Annotated in this window: 19 protein-coding genes; 9 read left to right on the top strand and 10 right to left on the bottom strand. The window is 60.7% G+C overall.

Translation table 11 applies throughout. The features are described from left to right. Position 1: 1 nt before the first annotated feature. The 5 genes from AAHA41_RS03675 to AAHA41_RS03695 all read left to right on the top strand — a co-directional run bounded on the left by AAHA41_RS03675 (position 2) and on the right by AAHA41_RS03695 (position 9,139). Entirely contained in the window at positions 2–3,112 is a 3,111-nt protein-coding gene (locus AAHA41_RS03675) for a multidrug efflux RND transporter permease subunit (protein WP_323069772.1), read from the top strand. A gap of 150 nt (positions 3,113–3,262) precedes the next feature. Then, the gene (locus tag AAHA41_RS03680) at positions 3,263–3,763 is read left to right on the top strand and encodes a hypothetical protein (RefSeq protein ID WP_323069774.1); all 501 of its coding nucleotides are present in this window, start codon (positions 3,263–3,265) and stop codon (positions 3,761–3,763) included. A gap of 272 nt (positions 3,764–4,035) precedes the next feature. Next, positions 4,036–5,568: an efflux RND transporter periplasmic adaptor subunit gene (locus tag AAHA41_RS03685; protein ID WP_323069775.1), complete on the top strand. Its 1,533-nt coding sequence runs from the start codon at positions 4,036–4,038 to the stop codon at positions 5,566–5,568. Then, complete coding sequence (locus AAHA41_RS03690; protein WP_323069776.1) at positions 5,565–8,705, top strand: efflux RND transporter permease subunit; 3,141 nt, start codon at positions 5,565–5,567, stop codon at positions 8,703–8,705. The genes AAHA41_RS03685 and AAHA41_RS03690 overlap by 4 nt, the downstream gene beginning before the upstream one ends. 71 nt (positions 8,706–8,776) lie before the next feature. Further along, the gene (locus AAHA41_RS03695; RefSeq protein ID WP_323069777.1) at positions 8,777–9,139 is read left to right on the top strand and encodes a copper-binding protein; all 363 of its coding nucleotides are present in this window, start codon (positions 8,777–8,779) and stop codon (positions 9,137–9,139) included. 103 nt (positions 9,140–9,242) lie between these two features. Here AAHA41_RS03695 and AAHA41_RS03700 read toward each other — a convergent pair whose 3' ends face one another. The 5 genes from AAHA41_RS03700 to AAHA41_RS03720 form a co-directional block, all read right to left on the bottom strand. Then, entirely contained in the window at positions 9,243–10,160 is a 918-nt protein-coding gene (locus tag AAHA41_RS03700) for an iron-siderophore ABC transporter substrate-binding protein (protein WP_323069810.1), read from the bottom strand. A gap of 85 nt (positions 10,161–10,245) precedes the next feature. Then, the gene (locus AAHA41_RS03705) at positions 10,246–11,049 is read right to left on the bottom strand and encodes an ABC transporter ATP-binding protein (RefSeq protein WP_323069778.1); all 804 of its coding nucleotides are present in this window, start codon (positions 11,047–11,049) and stop codon (positions 10,246–10,248) included. Then, positions 11,049–12,086, bottom strand: coding sequence for an iron ABC transporter permease (locus AAHA41_RS03710; RefSeq protein ID WP_323069779.1), 1,038 nt, complete (start codon positions 12,084–12,086; stop codon positions 11,049–11,051). The genes AAHA41_RS03705 and AAHA41_RS03710 overlap by 1 nt, the downstream gene beginning before the upstream one ends. A 7-nt stretch (positions 12,087–12,093) precedes the next feature. Further along, positions 12,094–13,110, bottom strand: coding sequence for an iron ABC transporter permease (locus AAHA41_RS03715; protein ID WP_139434447.1), 1,017 nt, complete (start codon positions 13,108–13,110; stop codon positions 12,094–12,096). A 176-nt stretch (positions 13,111–13,286) separates the two neighbouring features. After that, the gene (locus tag AAHA41_RS03720) at positions 13,287–14,090 is read right to left on the bottom strand and encodes a siderophore-interacting protein (protein ID WP_323069780.1); all 804 of its coding nucleotides are present in this window, start codon (positions 14,088–14,090) and stop codon (positions 13,287–13,289) included. A 322-nt stretch (positions 14,091–14,412) separates the two neighbouring features. Between AAHA41_RS03720 and AAHA41_RS03725 the strand changes: the two genes are divergently transcribed. After that, positions 14,413–15,930, top strand: a complete 1,518-nt coding sequence (locus tag AAHA41_RS03725; protein WP_323069811.1) for an HD domain-containing phosphohydrolase — start codon at positions 14,413–14,415, stop codon at positions 15,928–15,930. Between the two features lie 79 nt (positions 15,931–16,009). Here the strand turns inward: AAHA41_RS03725 and AAHA41_RS03730 are convergent, their stop codons facing one another. Beyond that, the gene (locus tag AAHA41_RS03730; RefSeq protein ID WP_323069812.1) at positions 16,010–17,275 is read right to left on the bottom strand and encodes a TIGR03503 family protein; all 1,266 of its coding nucleotides are present in this window, start codon (positions 17,273–17,275) and stop codon (positions 16,010–16,012) included. Continuing rightward, entirely contained in the window at positions 17,272–18,006 is a 735-nt protein-coding gene (dnaQ, locus tag AAHA41_RS03735) for a DNA polymerase III subunit epsilon (RefSeq protein WP_041208654.1), read from the bottom strand. The genes AAHA41_RS03730 and dnaQ overlap by 4 nt, the downstream gene beginning before the upstream one ends. A 52-nt stretch (positions 18,007–18,058) precedes the next feature. On the opposite strand from dnaQ, the gene rnhA reads away from it, so the two are divergent. After that, positions 18,059–18,523, top strand: coding sequence for a ribonuclease HI (gene rnhA, locus AAHA41_RS03740; protein WP_219270864.1), 465 nt, complete (start codon positions 18,059–18,061; stop codon positions 18,521–18,523). On the opposite strand, the gene AAHA41_RS03745 is transcribed toward rnhA, so the two are convergent. Further along, positions 18,511–19,233 (bottom strand): methyltransferase domain-containing protein, encoded by a 723-nt coding sequence (locus AAHA41_RS03745; protein ID WP_041208657.1) that lies wholly within the window; start codon positions 19,231–19,233, stop codon positions 18,511–18,513. The two genes, rnhA and AAHA41_RS03745, sit on opposite strands and share 13 nt — an antisense overlap. 72 nt (positions 19,234–19,305) lie before the next feature. Here AAHA41_RS03745 and gloB point away from each other — a divergent pair, with 72 nt between their 5' ends. Beyond that, positions 19,306–20,070, top strand: coding sequence for a hydroxyacylglutathione hydrolase (gloB, locus tag AAHA41_RS03750; protein ID WP_043849546.1), 765 nt, complete (start codon positions 19,306–19,308; stop codon positions 20,068–20,070). A gap of 70 nt (positions 20,071–20,140) precedes the next feature. After that, complete coding sequence (locus tag AAHA41_RS03755; RefSeq protein WP_043849547.1) at positions 20,141–21,691, top strand: LysM peptidoglycan-binding domain-containing protein; 1,551 nt, start codon at positions 20,141–20,143, stop codon at positions 21,689–21,691. Between the two features lie 383 nt (positions 21,692–22,074). Here the strand turns inward: AAHA41_RS03755 and astE are convergent, their stop codons facing one another. Together astE and AAHA41_RS03765 are read right to left on the bottom strand one after the other, a co-directional pair. After that, positions 22,075–23,100 carry a succinylglutamate desuccinylase gene (astE, locus tag AAHA41_RS03760; protein WP_323069781.1) on the bottom strand — a complete coding sequence of 342 codons (1,026 nt, stop codon included), beginning with the start codon at positions 23,098–23,100 and terminating at the stop codon, positions 22,075–22,077. Positions 23,101–23,372: 272 nt separating this feature from the next. After that, positions 23,373–23,582 (bottom strand): DUF1127 domain-containing protein, encoded by a 210-nt coding sequence (locus tag AAHA41_RS03765; protein WP_005337823.1) that lies wholly within the window; start codon positions 23,580–23,582, stop codon positions 23,373–23,375. Positions 23,583–23,661: the final 79 nt, after the last annotated feature.

A 23,661-nucleotide genomic window follows, 5' to 3' on the forward strand; every position in this document is an offset into this window, starting at 1 on the left:
CATGTTTTCCAAGTTCTTTATCGAACGCCCCATCTTCGCCAGCGTGATTTCGATCATTATCGTGCTGGGCGGACTGGCGGCGATGCGATCGCTGCCCATCGAGCAGTACCCGCAGATCACCCCGCCGGTGGTCTCGGTGACCGCCTTCTATCCGGGCGCTACCCCGGAGGTGATATCCCAGACCGTTGCCGCGCCGCTTGAACAGCAGATCAACGGCGTGGAGCAGATGATCTACATGCAGTCGGGTTCTGCCTCCAACGGTCAGATGAACCTCAACGTCTACTTCGAGATCGGCACCGACCCGGATCAGGCCACCATCAACGTCAACAACCGGGTCTCGGCCGCCATGGCCCAGCTGCCGGAAGAGGTGAAAAAGCAGGGGGTAACGGTCAAGAAGAAGTCCACCGCCATCCTGCAGGTGGTCACCCTGCAATCGCCAAACGGCTCGTTTGATACCACCTATCTGTCGAACTACGCCCTGCTCAACATCATCGACGAGCTCAAGCGGATTCCCGGCATCGGTGATACCACCTTGTTTGGCGGTACCGACTACGCCATGCGCATCTGGCTGCGGCCGGATCGACTGGCCCAGCTCGAACTCACCCCGAGCGATGTGATCGGCGCCATTCGCGAGCAGAACACCCAGTTTGCGGCGGGCAAGATCGGCGCCCAGCCTACCTCGGCTCCGGTCGATTTCACCTACACGGTGCAGACCAAGGGGCGCCTCGAGGACGTCAAGGAGTTCGAAAACATCATCGTTCGCTCCATGCCTGACGGCTCCAAGATCCGGGTGAAGGATGTGGCGCGGGTCGAGCTCGGCGGCAAGGATTATGACGTACTGGCACGGGCCAACGGCAAACCGGCCATCGGTATCGCCACCTACCTGCAACCGGGCGCCAACGCCGTGGCGGTGGCCGGTGCGGTGCACGACACCATGGAGCGGCTCAAGGCCCGCTTCCCGCAGGATGTGGAGTACCAGATCCCCTACGACACCACCGAGTTCGTGAAGATCTCCATCGAGGAGGTGGTCTACACCCTGTTCGAGGCGATCGTGCTGGTGTTCGTGGTGGTCTATCTGTTCCTGCAGAACTTCCGCGCCACCCTGATCCCCTGCATCGCGGTGCCGGTATCGCTGATCGGTACCTTCGCCGGCATGCTGGTGCTGGGCTTCTCCATCAACCTGCTCACCCTGTTCGGCATGGTGCTCGCCATCGGTATCGTGGTGGATGACGCCATCGTGGTGCTGGAGAACGTCGAGCGGATCATGCAGGAGAAGAAGTGTTCGCCCAAAGAGGCCGCTATTCTCGCCATGCAGGAGGTCTCCGGCCCGGTGGTCGCCATCGTGCTGGTACTCTGCGCCGTATTCCTGCCGGTCGCCTTTATGGGCGGTATGACGGGGGTGATGTACAAGCAGTTCGCCATCACGGTTGCCGTGTCGGTGGCCATCTCCGGTCTGGTGGCGCTGACTCTCTCTCCGGCTCTCTGCGCCGTGTTGCTCAAAGAGGGGCACCACAAACCGGCCCGTTTCTTCGTCTGGTTCAACGACAAGTTTGATCAGCTGACCCGTGGTTATGTGCGTGGCGTGGCCTTCCTCAACCGCCGGGTGGCCGTGGCCTTTGGCATCATCGCCGTTCTGCTGATCTCCATCTACGGCCTCTTCCTCAAGGTGCCGGGCGAGCTGGTACCGAACGAAGATCAGGGTTACCTCATCTCCGCAGTGATGCTGCCGGATGCCGCCGCCATGACCCGTACCCAGGCGGTCGCCAACCAGTTCGACAAGATCGCCATGGCCAACCCCAACGTGAAGGATGTCATCACCTTCTCGGGCTTTGACATCCTTTCCAGCGCCATCGTCAGCAACAGCGGCCTCACCTTCATTACCCTGAAGGACTGGAGCGAGCGCAAAGAGGCGGGCGCCGACTCCTTCTCACTGGCCAAGACCCTGCAGGGGATGAGCATGATGGGGCTGGCTGACGGTTTTGTCGCCTCCTTCAACCCGCCGCCCATTCAGGGGATGTCCACTACCGGGGGTCTTGAGGGGTATCTGCAGAATCGCGGCTCGGGCAATGCCCAGGAGTTCTCGGCCGAAGTACAGCGCTTCCTCGAAGCGGCCAAGGAGCGCCCGGAGTTTGCCAGCGTAACCACCACCTACCGCGCCAACGTGCCGCAGGTCTATCTCGACCTGGATCGGGAGAAGGCCAAGGCACTGGGGCTGCCCATCAACGCGGTGTTCGACACCATGCAGGCCACCTTTGGTCAGGTCTATGTCAACGACTTCAACCAGTTCGGCCGTACCTACCGGGTACAGTTGCAGTCCGAGGCGGACTACCGCGCCAAGAAGAGCGACATTCGTAACGTCTATGTCCGCTCCAACAAGGGGGAGATGATCCCGCTGAGCAGTCTGGTCACGGTGCGTGACGCCACCGGCCCCGAGCTGGTCGAGCGTTTCAACATCTTCCAGGCGGCCAAGATCATGGCGCAGCCGGCGCCGGGCTACAGCTCGGGTCAAGCCATCGCCGCGCTGGAAGAGGTAGCCAACAACACCCTTGGCAACGACGCCAAGCTGGAGTGGACCGGCTCCGCCTATCAGGAGAAGGCGGCGGCCGGCAGTGCAGGCATGGCCTTTGGCTTCGGCATCGTGATGATCTTCCTCATTCTGGCCGCCCAGTATGAGCGCTGGAGCCTGCCATTTGCGGTGATCACCGCGGTGCCGTTCGCCCTGTTTGGCGCCCTGCTGGCCACCTGGCTGGTGGGTCTGACCAACAACGTCTACTTCCAGATCGGTCTGGTGACGCTGGTCGGGCTGGCGGCCAAGAACGCCATCCTGATCGTGGAGTTCGCAGTGATGAAACATGAAGAGGGGATGAGCCTCATCGAGTCGGCACTGGAGGCAGCACGCCTGCGTTTTCGCCCCATCGTCATGACCTCGCTCGCCTTCATCCTCGGCTGTGTGCCGCTGGTCACCTCCAGCGGCGCCGGTGCGGCGAGCCGTCACGCCCTCGGCTGGCCGGTCATCGGCGGCATGCTGGCCGCGACCTTTATCGCCATCTTCTTTATCCCGCTCTTCTTCCGCCTCATCATGCGAGGCTCGGAAAAAGGAGCAAAACAGTAAAGACACGCCTGTTGCCCTGCTGATAACCCCTACCCCCGCACCTGCGGGGGTATTTTTATCCCATTGCCCATGACGCCAAGGTGCGCACCTTGACCTTATCCCTGTGGCAAGGTTTACAGTCCAACCATCTGCTCCAGAAGGATATCCAGTTTGTCACTCATCCAGCTTGCTGCAAGATTGCCCTGCGTTGCTCTGGCCCAGCTGTTGCTGGCGCTGCTGCTCGTGTGCAATCTGACTCTCTGCATTAGCTGGCATGCTTCTCCCCCCTCCTCCGAGACGACCCAAAACAGCCCCCTGCCGATGGTGATGTTCGATTCATCCATGGCGATGGCGGATGGCGAGATCTCTCATGCAATGGCCACCATGGGTCACCCGGGCGATGGCATGATCCTCTCCTGCCATCAGGGGGACGATGGGTCAGCCATGGGCGATGAGTGCCAGATGCAAACTGGCGTCAATGCCCTCTCCTTCGGGGCGATGGCTCTGCTGGGGGTACTGGTCGCCCTGCTGATCCTCCCCCTGCTGCTTGGCAACAACTTCTCAGCGTCACTGCTTGATAACTGGTTGCGGGATCCCTTCCTGCGATCCCGTGGTACCCATCCCCCCTCCTGGCCACGCCGACACCTGATGTTGTCGGTGCTGCGACACTAGAAAGATCTTCTCTTGCGGCAGCGGCAAGCCTCGGCTTGCCCGTATCCTGCCGCCTTGCCTGACCCTGTGCCCCGGCCAAACCGGCCCGCTCACAGGGAGCCGTGCGCGCTGATACAGCTGCGCCCCGTTTGCCGCCAATCCCTCGGGTGATGCCTTGTCCATCTCCCGTCCGGCGGCGTGCACAAGAGAAGATATATGATGTCACTTGCCCCTGTTACCGGCCTTATCGCCGCCAAAAACCTTGCCACCCAGCCACTAAGTGGAGGTGTGCGATGAGCCAGAAACTGCTGGTATCGGCCCTGCTGCTGGCCCTCGGTGCCGGTGGCGGCTACTGGGCCGCCAAACAGACCACCGCTGACACCGTGGCCAAGGAGAAAACGCCGCTCTACTGGGTCAACCCCATGGATCCACGCGACAAGCGCGATGCTCCGGCCAAGGACAACATGGGGATGGACTTTATCCCCGTCTATGAGGAGCAGGAAAACGGCTCGCCGGGCACCGTCACCATCAGCCCCGAGATCCAACAGAACCTTGGGGTGCGGCTCGCCAAGGTGGAGAAGCTCCCCATCCACCAGCAGATCGAGACGGTGGGCTACGTCGGCTATGACGAAGGCCGACTGGAGGCCGTCAACGCCCGCATGGCAGGCTGGATCCGCACCCTCGCCATCAAGAGCGAGGGGCAGCAGGTGAGCAAGGGGAGCCTGATTTACGAGCTCTACGCTCCGGATCTGGTCAATGCCCAGCACGAGTACCTACTGGCACTCAACACAGCCAACCCGCTGCTGCTGCGCGCCGCCGAGGGCAAGCTCAAGTCCCTGCAGGTGCCGGCAGATCAGATTGCGGCCCTCAAGCGCACCCGTCAGGTGCAGGAGACGGTGCGCATCTATGCCCCCATCAGCGGCTATGTCTCCGAGCTGAAGGTGCGCGAAGGCCAGTATGTGGAGCCCGCCGCAGCGCTCTTTAACATCAGCCCCCTCAAGCAGGTGTGGGTGAGCGCCGAGGTATTCGAACGTCAGGCCGCCCAGCTGAAGGTGGGGGATCCGGTCACCATGACCCTCGACTATGCCCCCGGTCGCAGTTGGCAAGGTAAGGTGGATTACCTCTACCCGACGCTGGATGCCACCACCCGCACCCTCAAGGTGCGGCTGCGCTTCGCCAACCCGGATGAGTTCCTGAAACCCAATATGTTCGCCAAGGTGACGATTCAGGCGGGCAAGGGAGAGCCGCAATTGGTAGTGCCGAGCGAAGCGGTGATCCGCACCGGCAGTCAGGATCGGCTGGTGCTGGCGCTGGGGGATGGCAGCTTCAAGTCGGTTGCCGTCACCCTAGGCCCCCAGTTTGACGACAAGGTGGCCATCAAGGCAGGGGTAGAGGCTGGGGATAACATCGTCAGCTCGGCCCAGTTCCTGCTCGACTCCGAGTCGGCCATCGATTCGGACTTCCAGCGCATGACGGCGGTACGCCCAGCCCAAGTGTGGACTCAGGGCGAGGTTGAAAGCATCGATCTGGCCAACCGTACCCTGATGGTCTCCCACCAGCCCATCCCCGAGTGGCAGTGGCCCACCATGGAGATGGAGTTCACCGTCGCCGACGGGGTCGATATAAGCAAGCTGGCCGAGGGACAGACCCTCCATCTGCAAGTAATGCAGGAGGGGGATGAGTACCGCATCACCACCATCCATCAGGAGCAAGCGCCGACAAGCGGCGACAAAGCCAAGCCAGCAATGGATGAGATGCAGAAGATGGAAGGCATAGAGCATAGCCAGCATCAGATGGCGATGCCCGAGGTGGAGAAGAAGTCATGATCCCTGCCATCATTCGCTGGTCCATCGGCAACCGCTTTCTGGTGCTGCTATTGACCCTCATGCTCACCGCCTGGGGGCTCTGGTCGGTCAAACAGACCCCGGTGGACGCCCTGCCAGATCTCTCCGACGTGCAGGTGATCATCAAGACCTCCTACCCGGGCCAGGCACCGCAGGTGGTAGAGGATCAGGTGACCTATCCGCTCACCACCGCCATGCTGGCGGTGCCGGGGGCCACCACGGTGCGCGGTTACTCCTTCTTCGGCGACTCCTTCGTCTATGTACTGTTTGACGACAACACCGACCTCTACTGGGCCCGTGCCCGGGTGCTGGAGTATTTGAGCCAGGTCGCGCCCAACCTGCCCGCCTCCGCCCGCCCCCAGCTCGGCCCCGATGCTACCGGGGTGGGCTGGGTCTATCAGTACGCACTGGTTGACAAGACCGGCAAGCACGACCTCAGCCAGCTTACCTCGCTGCAGAACTGGTTCCTCAAGTACGAGTTACAGACGGTGGACGGGGTCTCCGAAGTCGCCACCGTGGGCGGCATGGTGCGCCAGTATCAGGTGCGGGTCGACCCGGACAAGCTGCGCGCCTACGGCATCCCGCTCTCCCTTATCGAGACCGCCATCAAGCAGGGCAATCAGGAGACTGGAGCCTCCGTCATCGAGATGGCGGAAGCGGAGTACATGGTGCGCTCCAACGGCTATCTGAAAAGCGTCGAGGATCTGAAGCAGATCCCGCTCGGTACCAATGTGCGCGGCGCCCCGCTGCTGCTGGGTGACGTGGCGGATGTGGTCACCGGGCCCCAGAGCCGGCGCGGTCTGGCCGAGCTCAACGGTGAAGGGGAAGTGGTGGGTGGCATCATCGTCATGCGCTACGGCGAGAATGCCCAGCACACCATCGACGGGGTCAAGGCGCGGCTCGCCCAGCTGAAAAGCAGCCTGCCAGAGGGGGTCGAGGTGGTCACCGTCTACGACCGCTCCGACCTTATCCAGCGCGCCATCGACAACCTCTCCGGCAAGCTGGTGGAGGAGTTCGCTGTGGTGGTGCTGGTCTGCCTCGCCTTCCTGTTCCACCTGCGCTCGTCGCTGGTGGTGGTCATCACCCTACCCATCGCCATTCTGGTGGCCTTTATCGTGATGCACCTGCAGGGGATCAACGCCAACATCATGTCGCTGGGCGGCATCGCCATCGCCATCGGCGCCATGGTGGATGGCGCCATCGTGATGATCGAGAACGTCCACAAGCACATGGAGCGGGAGGCGCTCACCGACAAGAACCGCTGGCGCATCATCACCGAGGCGAGCATCGAGGTAGGCCCCGCCATCTTCTTCTCCCTGCTGATCATCACCATCAGCTTCCTGCCGGTGTTCGCGCTGGAGGCGCAGGAGGGGCGGATGTTCCATCCGCTCGCCTTCACCAAGACCTACGCCATGGCCGCCGCTGCGGCGCTCGCCATCACGCTGGTGCCGGTGATCATGGGTTACTTCATCCGTGGCAAGGTGCTGGCGGAGCAGGCCAACCCGCTGAACCGCTGGCTAAGCCAGGGCTATGTGCCACTGCTCAAAGCCGTGCTGGCCCATCCGAAAACCACCCTGGCCATCGCCGCAGTGGTGACGGTGGTGGGCTTCTGGCCGCTCAAGTATCTGGGCTCCGAGTTCATACCGCCGCTCGATGAGGGGGACATCATGTATATGCCCACCACCGCGGCCAATATCTCGGTGGGCAAGGCGCGGGAGATTTTGCAGCAGACCGACAAGCTCATTCGCACCGTGCCCGAGGTGCAGAACGTGTTCGGCAAGGCAGGGCGCGCCGAATCGGCCACCGACCCCGCCGATCTGGTGATGATGGAGACCAGCATCCAGCTCAAGCCACGCGACCAGTGGCGTCCCGGCATGACCCCGGAGAAGCTCAAGGAGGAGCTGGATTCCCTTATCCGCTTCCCCGGCCTCACCAACGCCTGGGTGCCCCCCATCAAGACCCGCATCGACATGCTGGCCACCGGCATCAAGACCCCGGTCGGCATCAAGATAGCGGGACCGGATCTCAAGGTGATCCAGCAGCTCGGCCAACAGCTTGAGCAAATCGTCGGCAAGGTGGAGGGCGCCTCATCGGTCTACGCCGAGCGGGTGGCGGGCGGCCGTTACGTCAAGGTGGATATCGACCGGCTCAAAGCGGCCCGTTACGGCCTCAACATCGCCGATGTGCAGGCGGTGCTCGCCACCGCAGTGGGCGGCATGGAGGTGGGCCAGACCATCGAGGGGCGCGAGCGCTACCCCATCAACCTGCGCTATCCCCAGAGCTATCGCGACTCGGTGGCAAGCCTCGAGTTGCTGCCGGTGGTCACTCCGAGCGGCGCACGTATCGCGCTGGCGGACGTGGCGCGGGTTTACATCAGCGATGAGGCCCCCATGCTGCGCAGTGAAAACGCGCGTCTCAACGGCTGGGTCTACGTCGATATTCGCGGCCGCGATATCGGCTCCTTCGTCGATGAGGCCAAGGCCGAGGTAGGCAAGCAGCTGGTGCTGCCGGCGGGCTACGCCCTCACCTGGTCTGGCCAATACGAGTACATGGAGCGGGCCAAGGCGCGCCTCGCCTACGTGGTGCCGCTCACCATCGCCATCATAGTGCTGCTGCTCTATCTGGCGTTTCGCCGCGCTCAGGAGGTGCTGCTCATTCTCACCACCTTGCCGCTGGCGGTAGTGGGCGGGATCTGGACCCTCTGGCTTCTCGACTTCAACCTCTCGGTGGCGGTCGGGGTGGGCTTTATCGCTCTGGCCGGGGTAGCGGTGGAGACCGGCGTCCTGATGCTGGTCTACCTCAACCACGCCTGGGATGACCTCGTGGCCTGCGGCAAGCCGGACAAGGCGGGGCTGCACCGGGCGGTGATCCACGGCGCCGCCCTGCGCCTGCGTCCCAAGATGATGACGGTGGTGACCATTATCGCTGGCCTCTTGCCCATCATGTGGAGCCACGGCACCGGCTCCGAGGTGATGCAGCGCATCGCCGCCCCCATGATTGGCGGCATGGTGAGCGCGCTGGTACTGACCCTTTTGGTACTGCCAGCAGCCTACTACCTGTGGCGCAGTCGCACCCTGCAGCAGCAGACCACCGCGGATCAGCAGGAGTCATCACACTGATGAACAGACCATTTTCAAGCGGACAAACAGCAACCCCGTTGCAACTCCATAAGCTAAACAAGGAAACCAGGATGAACTACAAGACGCTGACACTGACCCTGCTGATGGGCCTCGCTACCCAAACCAGCCTGCAGGCTGCCGAGATGATGAACCATCAAGGCCACGACATGAGCCAGATGGGGCAAATGGAGGGCATGAACGAGATGGGCGACATGATGATGACCAAGGGGGTCATCACTCGCATCGACGCGGCCAACGGCAAGGTCGGCATCAAGCACGAGACAATCGACAACCTCAAGATGCCCGCCATGACCATGGTCTTTCGGGTGGCTGACCCGGCCCTGCTCAAGGATCTGAAGATGGGGGATGCGGTGCGCTTTCACGCCGAGAACCCGGGTGGCAAGCTCACCATCACCCAAATCCAGCCGCAGTAAATGCCCGGCTCGCTCCGGGCCGCACGGATAAACAAAGAGGGAGGCATCGGCCCCCCTCTTTGCTTGGTCAACTTTTTGGTCAACCCCAGCGGTGCGATGGCACTCAGCTGCGGGTTGCCAGCAACTGCTCCACATCTGCAATTACCTGCAATGCCGCCTGCGGGCCGCCGCTCGAAGTCCAGAGCGACCCGTCCACGGCGCCAAAGCGCTTGGCCTTGATCACCGGCAGCTGCTGGAACGCCGGAGTCTGCTCCGCCTGACGCATGGCATCCACCGCATCGCCGGTAGCACTCAGGGTACCGATCACCAGCCAGTCGGCATCCAGCAGATTGAGGGACTCAAGACTCAGGGGTGGCGAGTGAGGGGCGCCGGTACCCTGCTGCTTGCTTGGGCGTACCAACCCCATCGACTCCACCACGCTGCTGGCAAAGGTGCCCTGATACATGAAGCTCGGCCCCTTGGGATTCCAGCGCACTATGCTGATGCTCTCCCCCTGATGGTTGGCCAGCTTGCTGCGCGCCTCTACCAACCGTTCTTCATAACGCTTGAGGAAAGCCTCCCCCTCCTTGTCGCGGTTGAGGGTATGAGCGGTGCGGCGGAACATATCCTGCCACGGTTCGCCCCACTTGCCGGTGACCACGGTCGGCGCGATTTCGCCCAGCAGGGTCAGCAGCTCTGGACGGGTCTGGCCGGTCAGGATAAGGTCGGGCTCCAGCGCAATCAGCGACTCCAGATTGGGGCTGTCGAGATCGCCGATCACCTTGATATCGCTTACCCCTTTCTCCAGCAGGTAACGTGGCATGGTGGGCTGGCCGCGACCATTGACGGCACCGATTGGGGTGAGCCCCAGGGTCAGAGCGCTGTCGAGATCGAACTCGCTCAAGGTCACCACTCGCAGTGGCTTGACCGGCACCTGCACCTGTTGGCCAAACGCATCGGTCACTTCACGCATCTCCTGCGCCTGAACCAGCGGCGTGGCCAGCATCAGGATGGCTGTTGCCAGGGCGGCAAAACGCTTCATCATCTCACTCCTATGTTGTGCTGCTTGCATGCAAGTCAGCGGTGGGAAGGTTCGCGAAACAGGCCGATGCCGGTTTCGCTCAATCTCAACTGGCCGACCGCCATTGGCAGGCGTGGTCATGGCGGCGCGGCACGATAATGGGCGCCCCGTCACCCGGTGCATGCAGAATGTCGACACTGGTCTGGTAGAGCCGGTCGATGAGCCCCTTGGTCACCACCTCCCGGGCCGGGCCCATGGCGGCAATGGTGCCTTCGCCGATGGCGATCAGCTCGTCACAGTAGCGGGCCGCCATCGCCAGATCGTGGATCACCAGCAGCACGGTTTTGCCCTCGGCGGTGATGCGGTGGATTGCCTCCATCACCTCGGTCTGGTGGCCAATATCGAGGGCACTGGTGGGCTCGTCGAGCAACACCATGTCGCTGTCCTGCGCCAGGATCATCGCAAGCCACACCCGCTGTGCCTGCCCGCCGGAGAGGGACGCGGCGCTCTGCTGCCAGATCTCCTCAAGCTGCATTCGCTCGCAGGCGCTGCGCACCATACGGGCATCCTCCTCGCCCCACTGATTGAACCAGCCCTGATGGGGGTGACGGCCATACTGCACCAGCTGCTCCACCAGAATGCCGGCAGGCAGAGTCGGCCGCTGGGGCAGATAGGCGAGCTCCCGCGCCAACCCCTTCATGGGGTAGCTGGCGAGCGGCTTGCCCTTGAGCAGGATCTCGCCGCGTTGGGCTTTCATCTGGCCGGAGAGCAGTTTGAGCAGGGTCGATTTGCCGCAGCCGTTGGGGCCGACGATCCCCACCAGCTTGCCTCTCGGCACGCTGAAGGAGATGTCCCGCAAAATGGGGGTCTGCTGATAGGCGAAGTGGAGGCGATTTACGGTGAGCGTCATCAGTCAGCCCTCTGGCGATCGTTAACAAGAAGAAACAGCAGCAACAGGCCACCGAGAATGCGGGTCATGATGCCGGTCGCCACCTCGTGGGGGCTGGCCAGCACCCGAACCAGGGTATCGCTGGCAAGCAGCAACAGGGCGCCGCTGAGCGCCGCCAGCCAGAGCGGCACCACCCGGTCTTTCACCAGCCAGGAGGCAAGAATGGGGGCCGCCATGGCGATAAAGACCACGGGGCCGCCGATGGCGGTGCCGAGCGCTGCCACCAGAATGGCCTGCACCAGAACGCCCAGCTGCACCCGATCGCCGTTGACGCCAAGCCCTCTGGCCATCTCGGGGCCAAAGCGCAGCACCGCCAGTGAGCGGGAGAGATAGACGATCCAGGGGCAGAGCAGCAGCAACAGGATGGCGATGGGGGTGATGGTGCTGTACCCCACGGCGATAAAGCTGCCCATGTTCCACAGATAGAGGGAGCTCAGGTGCAGCAGGGCCTGGGTGGACATCACAAACTGGCCGAGCGCCTCGAACAGCTCGGAGAGGCCGATACCGATCACCACGAACAGATAGCCCTGTTCACCCGGTTTGCGGCAGAGGGCATAGAGCACCAGCGCCGCGAAGATGGCGCCGATGGGGGCAGCCCACCAGGGCCAGCTGCCTATCGTCAGGTAGAGGGAGAAGACGATGATGGCCAGAGAGGCCCCGTTGTTGACCCCCACCATGTCGGGTGTGGCCAGCCGGTTGCGAACCAGAGTCTGCACCAGACAGCCCGAGAGCCCCATGGCCGCCCCCGCCACCACAACCCCTAGGATGCGCGGCAGCCGGATCTTGAACAAGGTAAGCTGCTCAAGCCGCGTCCCCTCCCCCAGCAAGGTGTTGACTACCCCGGCGAAGCCGATCTTGCCGCCGCCAACGCTCAGGGCCAGCAGGGCCAGCGCCAGCAGCACCACGGCCAGCAGCGCCAGCCAGCGCCAGCTTGGCAGATGGATCAGCAAAGAGCGGTTGCCGGCCCGCAGGCAGAGCATATCGGTAGGTGCACGCATCAGCCCCTCACTTGACGGTCAGCAGGGTACGAAAGCCCCCGCGATGGACGATGGCGATCAGCACTGGTGCGCCAATCAGGGCCAGAATAACCCCGTTGGGCAACTCGAACGGCTGGATCAGCCAGCGCGCCAGAATGTCGGCCAACAGCAGAAACAGCATGCCGAACAGGGCGGAGAAACAGACCTGCACCGACAGCTTCACCGGCTCTACCAGTCGGCCACAGTAGGCAGCCAGAAAGCCGACAAAACCGATGGGGCCGGCGATGGCGATGGCACTGGCGGTAAACAGGGTGGCGGCCAGCAGCACGCCAATCCGCACCCGGTTGGGGCGGATCCCCAGCGCCTGGGCCTGACTGTCTCCCATCTGCATCAGGGTCAGCTGGCGACAGAGCAGCAAGGTGATAACAAACGCTGCCAGCACGAAGGGCAGCACGGCTATGATGGCATCAAGATTGGCCGCCGACAGGGAGCCGAGGTTCCAGAAGCGGTACTGCTCCAGCACCATCTTGTTGGAGAGCAGCAGAAAGCTGGAGAGACCGCCGAAGGTAGCGGAGAGCGCCACCCCGACCAGAATGAGCTTGAGCGGGTTGGAGCGGCCAATCATCATGCCAAGCCCCAGCACAATCACGTTACCCAGCAGCGCGCCGAGTCCGGCCCAAAGCAGATAGCCGTAGGCGGACTCCACCCCGAACCAGGTAAGCCCCACCACCAGCGCAAAGACGGCCCCGGCGTTGACCCCCAGCAGACCGGGCTCCGCCAGCGGATTGCGGGTCGCACTCTGCAACAAGGAGGCAGCCAGAGATAACGAGGCGCCGACCACCATGGCGCAGAGGGTGCGCGGCAGTCGCAAGGTATTGAGCACCATGGCGAGTTTCTCGTCACTGACCCACAGGGGATTGTGCGTCAGATACCCGAATACCTCGCGGGCACCATAGACGCCGGCCCCGGTGGCCAGCGAGAGGCAAAACAGCGTGCAGAGAAGGAACAATGCCAGCCAGAACAGAGGGGTCTGGTACTTAACCACCCTTTACGACTCCTTGCGTTGGGGTCCGACAACATGCAGCCAAACCGACGTGAAAACAGGGCGCTCTTGTGTCAACGGAAATAAAAACGCCGCCCGGACAAATACCCGGACGGCGCAATACTAAATGCAAATCATTTTTATTTGCAAGTTTTGATGTGTGGCAGGATCTCTTCTGCTCAGCTATCCATCACATCATGGCGGGTCTGATGATAGGCCTCTTCACTCTTGCCTCTGCGCCAATAAGGAACCGCGTAGAGCGACTGGCGATCCACCTCGAGCACGGAACGAAAATGGCGACGCAGCGGCAGCACCAGCGCCTCTTCCCCGCCTAGCCAGAAGAAACCGCCATCCCGAGAGAGAGGCAAGGCCTGCACATGCTCCAGAATACCGCTGGTTGCAGGCTCTCCCACAAACCAGTGACAGTGTACGCCGACCGGCAGTATCAACGGCTGGGCATCCGCCTGATCCGGCAACAGGATGGCAATCTCCCCGCGGACATCGGCAGGCATCACTTCGCACATAGCCATGATGGCGGGCAAGGCGGTGAGATCGCCCACCAGACAGTAGTGCTCTGCCGGTTGCAGCATGGGGTTGGGGCCACCCGGCCCGGACAGGATCACCTTATCCCCCGCCTTGACGTGGGTAGCAAAAGCACTGGCTGGCCCGCTATCGCCATGAAGAACAAAGTCGATATCGAGATCCAGCTCATCGCGGCGAAATGCACGGATGGTGTAGGTACGGATGACCGGCTTGTCCGCCGGATTGCTCCAGCGCGGGCCACCCGCCGTCATGGCTGGCATGACGGGTTCGCTCTGATGAGGCTGAGCCAGCATCACCTTGATATGGGCGCCCCCGCAGGTAAAGGGATAATCGGCCAGTTCACGGCCGCCAAACGTGATGCGCCGCAGATGAGGGGTAAGTTGTTGCACTCGCTTGACCGTCACCGGACGGGGGCGATTGGGAGGCAGGCTCTGGGTCACGAATAAACTCCTCTTCGAATCAACCTGCATGCTACCCTTAAATAGGAATAATTATCAAATAAGATATATTCTCGTCTTTATCCTTGACCAGAGCCGGATTGGCTTTTTCCCTCTTGCGGCTCAACCGGGCGAGGGACACAAGGTGGTGCATTGGGACACCTTGATTCACAACAGAAAGCCCGCACCTCACCTGGATTAGCCAAAGGGTTCCATTTGCTTATTTCGACCATAGTTTTGCGAGATCAAATTTTATTTCTCAATAAGTTTCCTATCCTTAGTTGAGCAGTTAATGTAAGCACAGGATGCCAAACAGGATTGTATGATGGATGACGAAATCCTGATTATTGATGACGACGATCTTGCTCTCACCGATGTGCAGCAAGCGGGCTGGAAAGTGATGATCGTTGACGATGAACCCGAGGTTCATCGCATCACCAAGATCACCCTGAACAAGTTCGAGTTTGACAATCGCCCCATCGACTTTCTGCACGCCTATTCCGCAGCACAAGCCAAGGAGCTGCTGGCGACTACGCCGGATGTCGCCCTGCTGCTGCTGGATGTGGTGATGGAGGTCGACCATGCCGGTCTCGACGTCGTCAAATACGTCCGTGAAGATCTGCAAAACAAGATGGTGCGCATCGTGCTCAGAACCGGCCAGCCCGGTCAGGCACCGGAAGATGACGTTGTCACCAACTACGACATCAACGACTACAAGGACAAGACCGAGCTTACCTCCCAGAAGCTGCGAACCCTGCTGCGTGCCAGTCTGCGTTCATATAGAGATATCCGCACTCTGGAAAGCAACCGACAGGGGCTCGAAAAAGTTATTGAAGCCTCCAAGGGAATTTTCGAGAAGCGGGCCCTGCGCCAATTTGTTGAGGGAGCACAAGAGCAGCTGAGCGCCCTGCTCCATCTGGGTGAAACCCAGATCTACGATGTAAAACAATACACCTACGAGGTAAAGGATCAGCTGCTTGAACCCCTGCTGCCGGGCCATGCCGCGATGCGACTGACAGACGCTCCCGAGATCCTGCGCCAGGCCATGGCACAGAGCAGCAACGTCTACAGCACCAACCAGATGGTGCTCTACTGCCAGAACCCGCGTCACCACCTGCTGTTCCATATCGAGACAACGCGCCAGCTCAGCCAGATCGATACCAGCCTGCTCACGCTCTTTACCGAAAACATCATAGTGGCGCTGGAGAACATCCGTCTCAACGAAGTGATCGCCGATAACCAGCGCGAAATCATCTACCGCATCGGTGAACTGGTCGAAACCCGCTCCAAAGAGTCGGGACTGCATGTCAAACGGGTCGCGCTCTATACCGAGCAGTTCTGCCATCTGCTCGGGATGAGCGAAGAACAGAGCGAGTTGATAAAACGCGCCTCACCGCTGCACGACATCGGCAAGGTCGGCATTCCTGATGCCATCTTGCACAAGCCGGGCAAGCTCACTCCGGAAGAGTGGGAAATAATGAAAACCCATGCCCAGCTTGGGCAGGACATGCTCTCCGGCAGCGACTTGGCACTGTTCCAGATCGGCGCCACCATAGCGGGCAATCACCATGAAAAGTGGAATGGCTGCGGCTATCCACGTGGTCTGAAAGGGGCGGATATCCCGCTGGAGGGGCGTATCGTGGCGCTGGCCGATGTGTTCGATGCGCTGGGGTCTGATCGCTGCTACAAGAAGGCATGGCCGCTGGAAAAGGTGCTGGCTCTCATCGAAGAGGAGAAGGGGCAACACTTCGATCCCCAGCTGGTCGAGCTGATGATGGCCAATCTCGACAAGTTCCTCGAGATCCGTGAGCAGAACAAGGATGTCTATATCGGCGAACACTAGCCCTGCTTTCCCAACTAACATTCGAAAATGCATAATAAAAAACCGCCCAAGGGCGGTTTTTTATTATTTGAACTTGCCGTTACTGCTCTGGCAAGTTGAGATCCAGCTTGGCGGCGGGTTGTTCTGCTTGCTGACTTTCCGCTTGAGCTGCTGCCAGAGCGCGTTTCAACGCCTTGCGTTTTTGCAGGATAATAAACCCGACCCCGCCCAGAATAACCAATAGCCCGCCACCACCGGCCAGCGCCCAGATCAACCAGCCCATTCCCCCCTTCTCCTCCGCTTTCTCGGTCGCTTTGGCGCTGGAGGTTGGCTCGGCAGCAGAGACCGGCGGCGGAGGTGGAGGTGCTGGCGGAAAGACATTGAAGGTTTTCACCGGCATAGCGATCTTCACTTCACGGCCAAGGCGGGTGGTGCCGTAGAGCGCGGCCTCTACCTGATATTGTCCAGGCTCCTTGATGACGGAAAAATCGACATCCAGTTTGGGCGCTGTCGCCACCTCGCTGAACGAGTAGTAGCCACCGGTCTTGCTGGTGACTGTGCCCTTGAGCGCCACAGAGGCGGGATCCAGCTCGTCACGGTCGACCAGCAGTGACAACTTGGCACCCAGCTCTTCGGAGGGAGGCGCCAGATTGTAGGTAAAGGGATAAGGGTAGAGCAGCACTTCCTGATAACGGGCCCGGACAAACACCTGATTGCCGGTACTGAACATGGCGCGGTATTTGCCCGCCGGAATATCCTGCAGGATCGCCTCCGCCGTCATGACGCCATCACCCGGCACCTCATCAAGCCCCTTGCCATCGTCAAGGTAGTGGCCAATCTCTTGATCGAGCACCGTATTCTGCTTGCCAGCATCGCTGAAGGATTGCAGTTTGACCTTCATCCCCAGATCGGAGAGGTAGTACTTGTCCTTGGGGGGCTGGCCATCGATCGAGAGCCACGCCTTGAGCTTGACCACCTCCCCCTGATAGAGCTGCATCGGCAAGGCGGCGATGTCCATCCGGATATCGGAGAGGATCCGCACCCGGTTGTCGGGATCCACCTCGCCAATCGCCTGCCACGGGCCCGGCATGGGATCGCGCAGGGTAATGAGGTCATGCTCCGGCAGTGCCAACCAGCCCACATCATCCGGTTTGACCTTGCCCACGTAGAGCTTGCTGCCATCTGGGCGCACCAGGATCACCGAGGGGGAACCCGGCTTGCGCTTGATGATAAAGGTGATCTCCTTCACCCCATAATCGATGCGAAAGCGGTTATCCAGCAACGGAATATCGGAAGGGGCAAATACCTCGGTCGCCGAAGCGCCGAGCGACCCCAGCAGTAAAAAAGAGGCCAGCCACTTGCTCATTGCCGCCACAGACAGCTCCCTCCCTTCTTCTGCACCAGATCCAGTCTCGCTTCGTGCAGCGCCTGCACCTCTTCCCCCGCTCTAATCACCTTGAGCGCCGGTCGGTTGCTCTCCAGGCGGCGGATGCTGGTGTCCTGACTGCTCTCGTTTTCACTGCTCTCGGTGGCCAGATTGAGTTTGGTCTGGCCGCCGGTCATCAGCAGGTAGACATCCGCCAGGATCTCCGCATCGAGCAAAGCCCCGTGCAGAGTACGGTGCGAGTTGTCGATACCGTAGCGATCGCAGAGCACATCCAGGTTGTTGCGCTTGCCCGGGAAGAGATCCCGCGCCATCGCCAGGGTATCTGTGATGGTACAGATATCGGCCGTCTTGAAGTTGAGTCCGAGCTTGCTGAACTCGTAGTCCATGAAGCTCACGTCAAACGGCGCATTGTGGGCGATCAGCTCGGCGCCGCGGATGAACTCGAGGAACTCGTCGGCAATCTGGCTAAAAGAGGGTTTGTCGCGCAGGAACTCGTCGGTAATCCCGTGAACCTGAATGGCTTCCGGGTCCACCAGCCGATCCGGCTTGATATAGACGTGGTAGTGGTTACCGGTGAGCTTGCGGTTGATCACCTCCACACAGCCGATTTCGATGATGCGGTGGCCAAGGTAAACAGGGCCGCCACCGGTATTCATACCTGTGGTTTCGGTATCCAGGATGATCTGGCGATTCAGTTGGGGTGTGTTCATGATCCAATCTATGTCAAACTTCGGCTTTACTCGCTAGTTTACCCCAAGCCTCATGTTAAAACAGATTGATTTATATACGGATGGTTCCTGCCTCGGCAACCCGGGCCCGGGCGGTTATGGCGCCGTGATGGTCTATGGCAAGCACCGCAAGGAGATTGCAGCCGGCTTTCGCCTCACCACCAACAACCGGATGGAGCTGATGGCCGCCATCATGGGCCTGCGCACCCTCAACGAGCCTTGCAAGGTACGCCTCACTACCGACAGCCAGTATGTCCGTCAGGGGATCACCCAGTGGATCATCGGCTGGAAGAAGAAGGGGTGGATGACCGCCAACCGTCAGCCGGTCAAAAACGTCGATCTCTGGAAAGAGCTGGATGCGGAAGTGAGCCGTCACCAGATCGAGTGGCTCTGGGTTAAAGGGCACTCGGGCCATCCGGAGAACGAACGCTGTGATGAACTGGCCCGCGAGGCGGCCTGCGGCAAGGATCTGGCCGAGGATACCGGCTACCAGCCCTGACGGGCCATGCCCGGTGTGGCGAGGGACTTTGGCAGCTGCCAGCGGCGGCGCACCGGGATCAGCGGAAAGCGCCGTTTACGGGCGGCAATCACATAGACAGAAGCAAACGCCCGGCAGTAGTCCCGTCCCACACTCTCCTGCCACCAGCTGTGCCAACTCTGTTTGCCCATAAACGAGTAACCGAAGCGCTCGTCAAACATCACCTCGCACCCCAGCAGATGGAGCCAGTCGGTGACCCGCCCGGGGGTAAACATCCGCGCCGACCAGGGCACCTTGCGCCGCAAAAAAGGGATGCAATGGCCGATGCCCACCAGACTCATGGGGTTGTAGCCACTGATAATCAGCCAGCCATCGTCGGTCAGCACCCTTTCGGCTTCGCGCAACACCTGATGGGGATCGGCCGAAAAATCGAGGCAGTGAGCAAGCAGACAGGCATCGACACTGCCGGTACGCACCGGCAATGCCAGCGGATCGCCATACATGTCGAGCAGCCGTCCTTCGGAAGCGACGCCCACCTGATGGCGAATGGATGAGCGTTTGCAGGAGAGTTCGGCGCTCAGGGCGCCAATCTTGAGCAAATGATAGCCAAACAGGTTGGGACACCAGCTGTCGAGCCGCTCCTGGATCTCGGCGGCAACCCAGTCCCCCATAGGCAACGCGGACCAGCTGGTCGGGATCTCGATTTGTTGTTCGGTACGTGCCACCTGCATAATAGGGCTCAACTCGCGGTTTCGAACGCCATCCTGTTATATAAGATACCCTCCCTAAAGAGAAGCAGACTCATGTATCCAGTGATCACAGTTCCTGCCTTTAATGACAACTACATCTGGTTGATTAGACACGAAAATCACTGTCTGGTTGTCGACCCGGGCGAAGCGGCCCCCGTGCTGGAGCGGCTCTCGGCGCTGGGGCTGGTGCTCGATGCCATCCTCCTGACCCACCATCATCACGACCATGTAGGCGGGGTTGGCGAACTGCTCGAACAGTTCCCCCATGCCCGGCTATATGGCCCCAAACTTGACCCCATGCCGGCCCACCATGGTCAGTGGCTCGAAGATGGCGATCAGATCAACTGGCACGGTCTTGCCCTCGAGGTGATCCATGTGCCCGGCCATACCCGCGGCCATATCGCCTACCATGGCAACGGCATGCTCTTTTGCGGTGACACCCTCTTCTCGGCCGGTTGTGGTCGCCTCTTTGAAGGGACGCCGGAGCAGATGTATCACTCGCTGCAACGGCTCGCCGCCCTGCCCGATGACACCCTCATCTATTGCGCCCACGAATACACTCTGTCAAACCTGCGCTTCGCCTATGCGGTCGAGCCGGACAACCCGGCGATCCGTGATCAGATCGGGCTGATCAGCAAACTGCGGCAACAGGGGCTGCCAAGCCTGCCCAGCCGACTGGGGGATGAGCGCAGGTTTAATGTTTTTCTGCGCTGCGAGCTCGATTCAGTGAAATTTTCTGCTGAAAAGCAGGGGCTAAAATGCGTGGAAAATCCGGTAGATACCTTCACGATCCTGCGCCAATGGAAGGATGTTTTTTGAACAAACCTTGATCAGGGGGGGATTGCCCCTTATGATGCGAGCTGTTTTTCTTAAAAATGACCGGAACGAGATGAAGGTACGAACGGCCTTATTGGCAGCGCTGTTGCTCAGCGGCTGCCAAAACCTGAGCCATCAGGATGACCGGGCGCTAACGGCAATCGAGCCGATCAAGTCCCCCCAGGTCAACAAAAAAGCGCATAAAAAACACTCTTCACGATTTCTGTTTGGCGATGAACAGCTGGACGAAATGGAAGATACGGACAATCTGTGGGTGCGTATCAGCGATGATATGCAACTGGAAACTCCGGACAATGCGCGCATCCGCCAACAACGTGAGTGGCTGTTGCGCAATGATAAGCATCTGGCGACCATTGCCAGCCGGGCTGAACCCTACCTCTATCTGATGGTAGAGGAGATTGAACGGCGTGAGCTGCCAATGGAGCTTATTACTGTCCCGATGATCGAGAGCATGTTTGATCCTCATGCCCGATCCCGCAGCAATGCCGTCGGTTTGTGGCAGTTTGTGCCCGCCACCGGCAAGAACTTCGGTCTGCGCCACGACAACTGGTATGACGGACGGCGCGATGTGCTGGCCTCCACCAATGCGGCGCTCGACTATCTGGAGTACCTGAACCGCTTCTTTGATGGTGACTGGCTGCAAACGCTGGCCGCCTACAATGCCGGTGAAGGACGGGTTCGCAACGCCATCCAGCGTAACCAGCGTGCCGGCAAGCCGACCGACTACTGGTCGCTCGACCTGCCCCGCGAAACCCAGATGTATGTGCCCAAGATCCTGGCCATGGCTGACATGATCAGCAATGCCGACAAGTACAACGTCCAGCTGCCGGTGCTCGCCAACGAGCCGAAGCTGCGGGTGGTGGAAACCGGCAGCCAGATCGATCTGAACGTGGCGGCCCAGCTGGCCGGTGTGCGCACCTCGCAGCTCAAGGAGGTCAATCCTGCCCTGAGCCGTGGTGTGATGTCGCCGCGCGGCCCCTACCGCCTGCTGGTACCGGTTGAATATGCCGATACCCTGGAGCTGGCACTGGCCGATCTGCCCAAGAGCGAGCGTATCCGTACCCGCTCCTATCAGGTCACCAGTGGCGACACCCTGTCACGCATCGCCCAGAATCACGGCGTCAGCGTGAGCGAGCTGAAACTGGCCAACAATCTGCGTGGCAACAGCCTGCGTCGCGGTCAGCGTCTGGTCATTCCGACCAGCGGCCATGCCGTCAGCAGCAAGGCCAGTGCGGCCCCGCAGCAGCTGGCCAGCCGTGGCAGCAGCCAGAAAAGCAAGGTGAGCTACAAGGTGCGGGCAGGTGACAACCTGTGGAGCATCAGCCAGGCGCACGGCGTCTCCCACGAGGAGCTCGCCAAGTGGAACGGCCTGAACGCCAAGTCGGCCCTGAAGCCGGGCATGCAGCTGGTGGTCTACCCCAAGGGTGGCAAGCAGAGCGGCAAGTCGATGGTCTATCAGGTTCGCCGTGGTGACTCCATCTCCTCCATCGCCGCACGCTTCCAGGTCGCCATCAACGATGTGATGCGCTGGAATCAGCTCGACAAAGGGGATTACCTGAAGCCGGGCCAGGAGATCACCCTGTTTGTGAAGAACAACAGCTGATCCCCCGCCAACGCCATTAAAAAACGGAGCCAGTCGATGACTGGCTCCGTTTTTTTATCCCCTTCACTCGCCATGACACAGTTCGTGCTCTTCATCCCGATAGGGCCGGACAGCGCGGAATCGCTGCCACATCCATCAGATCGGCCAACCCCTTGAGCGGCCTTGCAGGCACTCTCTGTGGCCTTCGCGGAGAGCTTGCTGGTCACTATAAGCTGGATTTATGGCATTTCCCAAAATGCCCAAACTTTTGCTTATACTGCACCGCTCATCCCATGGCATGACCAAATCGGCCAAAAGAGAGCGGAAAAACCCATTCGCCCGATCGTCAGCATACGATTCACTCCCGCCCCTCTCCCCCCGCAACCAGGGGGCTATTGCACGGCTTATTCCCAGAGCCGGGTCGGCACTACCAGCAACACGGTGCGCTGACCAATCGCCACGTTGGCATTGGGGAAGACCACCGCCTCGCGCGGCTGCTCGACGGTGTAGCGCTGCTCGCCATCCTCGGCCAGCACGAACCCTTGCGGGAATTCGGTAAAGTTGTCGACATCGCTGGCGAACAGGAAGCGAAATTGCTCCGATTTTTTGGTGATCACCCGATCGATGGCAAACAGGGTGAAATCATCCGCCCGCCACGGCTCCAGCGCCACCTCGTCCTGGCTGACCAGCTCCTGCAGCGCCTGCCGGGTTTCGATAAAGCGGGTCATGTCGTTCTCGCCAAATGGCCGCACCTTGCCCAGCTCCACCGTGAAGGCGTGGGCGCCGTGCTGGTGGGAGCTGTAGTAGCTGAAGGTGGTGGTCGGGCTGGCGGAGAGCAGTATGGTGCGCACCCCGCAGGCACCGAGGAACTGCACCTGCTCGCGGCAGTGGGGCCGCTCGTGGGGGAATGGGTAGACGGCAAACTTCTCGTGGCGCGAACCGCGAATGGCGGTGTGCAGGTCGTAGTGGTAGCGGGGGCGGGCCGGATCGGCAAAGAAGCGGCTCACATACTGCTCGAGACGCATGGCACGGATCCGCTCCCGGTTGCAGAGCCCCTCCCCCTTGCTGTGGGCGCCGGAGAAGAGCCGGTTCATGTTCTCCTCCACCTCCCGCAGCCCGAGGTTCATCGCCGCCGGATTGCCAAACAGGAACAGCACCCGATGGCGGGCGGTCAGCTCACCAGAGAGCAGACGGCTCAGCAGCTGGTTGCAGATCTCGATGGGGGCGGTCTCGTTACCGTGAATACCGCAGGAGAGGACGATATCCTTGCGTCCTCCCGGCTGGCCGCCCGCTCCGCTGGCAGGCTCCAGACAGATGACACCGGTATCCCAGACGCTGACCCGCGTGCCGTCTGGCAGCGCAAAATCAAAGGGGTCGAGCTGCCACTCGTGGCTGCGGGTCATGGCCAAAAAATCGTGCTGGGGAATCATCCGTCTCACCCTCTTGCGCTGGAATACTATGGCCGGATTATACGCAAGGCGTTGCGGCTTAAAACCGATTTTTAAACAAATTCAAACATTAACGATACAAATCGCGGCAAGGTAAAACGGCAGCACCGGGCGGAGCAACAGAGGGATATAAAATAGGGGAAGAGAGAGCAATAACGGGGCAAACAACAGCAGGGTTGACGGGGTGACCTGATGTCACCCGGCCGTCAGCATACAAGTATCAGCAGATAGACAAGGCATCCATGCCCGGCTGATCAACCACGCCAGAACGGCTTGGTGGTCTCTTGATAACGGTCAGCTTCGTTCAGGCCGATGTCTTTGAGCAGGTACTCGGGCAGCTCGGAGAGCTGGCGACGGCTGCGGCTGCGCTCCAGCCAGGTCAGAACGGTCATTTTAACGCGAGCAACCAGATTCAATTGGCTGGAATGCTGGTAACCGGTTTCGGTATAAGTCATGTTGGCCATGATGTGGCTCCTCTGAATATTTGTTTACGCACTGGGCTTCAATTTGATGCGCAAAGCTTAGTCAGGGAGTCAGACCGAC

It is taken from the genome of Aeromonas sp. SER (assembly GCF_038739615.1).
Lineage (GTDB): Bacteria > Pseudomonadota > Gammaproteobacteria > Enterobacterales > Aeromonadaceae > Aeromonas > Aeromonas jandaei.

Excerpts from the sequence above, each read along its gene's own strand:
- AAHA41_RS03730 (WP_323069812.1), bottom strand. The coding sequence starts at position 17,275 with ATGAGCAAGTGGCTGGCCTCTTTTTTACTGCTGGGGTCGCTCGGCGCT.
- AAHA41_RS03765 (WP_005337823.1), bottom strand. The coding sequence starts at position 23,582 with ATGGCCAACATGACTTATACCGAAACCGGTTACCAGCATTCCAGCCAA.
- AAHA41_RS03690 (WP_323069776.1), top strand. The coding sequence starts at position 5,565 with ATGATCCCTGCCATCATTCGCTGGTCCATCGGCAACCGCTTTCTGGTG.
- AAHA41_RS03705 (WP_323069778.1), bottom strand. The coding sequence starts at position 11,049 with ATGACGCTCACCGTAAATCGCCTCCACTTCGCCTATCAGCAGACCCCC.
- AAHA41_RS03675 (WP_323069772.1), top strand. The coding sequence starts at position 2 with ATGTTTTCCAAGTTCTTTATCGAACGCCCCATCTTCGCCAGCGTGATT.
- gloB (WP_043849546.1), top strand. The coding sequence starts at position 19,306 with ATGTATCCAGTGATCACAGTTCCTGCCTTTAATGACAACTACATCTGG.
- AAHA41_RS03695 (WP_323069777.1), top strand. The coding sequence starts at position 8,777 with ATGAACTACAAGACGCTGACACTGACCCTGCTGATGGGCCTCGCTACC.
- dnaQ (WP_041208654.1), bottom strand. The coding sequence starts at position 18,006 with ATGAACACACCCCAACTGAATCGCCAGATCATCCTGGATACCGAAACC.
- AAHA41_RS03700 (WP_323069810.1), bottom strand. The coding sequence starts at position 10,160 with ATGAAGCGTTTTGCCGCCCTGGCAACAGCCATCCTGATGCTGGCCACG.
- astE (WP_323069781.1), bottom strand. The coding sequence starts at position 23,100 with ATGATTCCCCAGCACGATTTTTTGGCCATGACCCGCAGCCACGAGTGG.
- AAHA41_RS03745 (WP_041208657.1), bottom strand. The coding sequence starts at position 19,233 with ATGCAGGTGGCACGTACCGAACAACAAATCGAGATCCCGACCAGCTGG.
- AAHA41_RS03685 (WP_323069775.1), top strand. The coding sequence starts at position 4,036 with ATGAGCCAGAAACTGCTGGTATCGGCCCTGCTGCTGGCCCTCGGTGCC.
- rnhA (WP_219270864.1), top strand. The coding sequence starts at position 18,059 with ATGTTAAAACAGATTGATTTATATACGGATGGTTCCTGCCTCGGCAAC.
- AAHA41_RS03755 (WP_043849547.1), top strand. The coding sequence starts at position 20,141 with ATGAAGGTACGAACGGCCTTATTGGCAGCGCTGTTGCTCAGCGGCTGC.
- AAHA41_RS03725 (WP_323069811.1), top strand. The coding sequence starts at position 14,413 with ATGGATGACGAAATCCTGATTATTGATGACGACGATCTTGCTCTCACC.
- AAHA41_RS03710 (WP_323069779.1), bottom strand. The coding sequence starts at position 12,086 with ATGCGTGCACCTACCGATATGCTCTGCCTGCGGGCCGGCAACCGCTCT.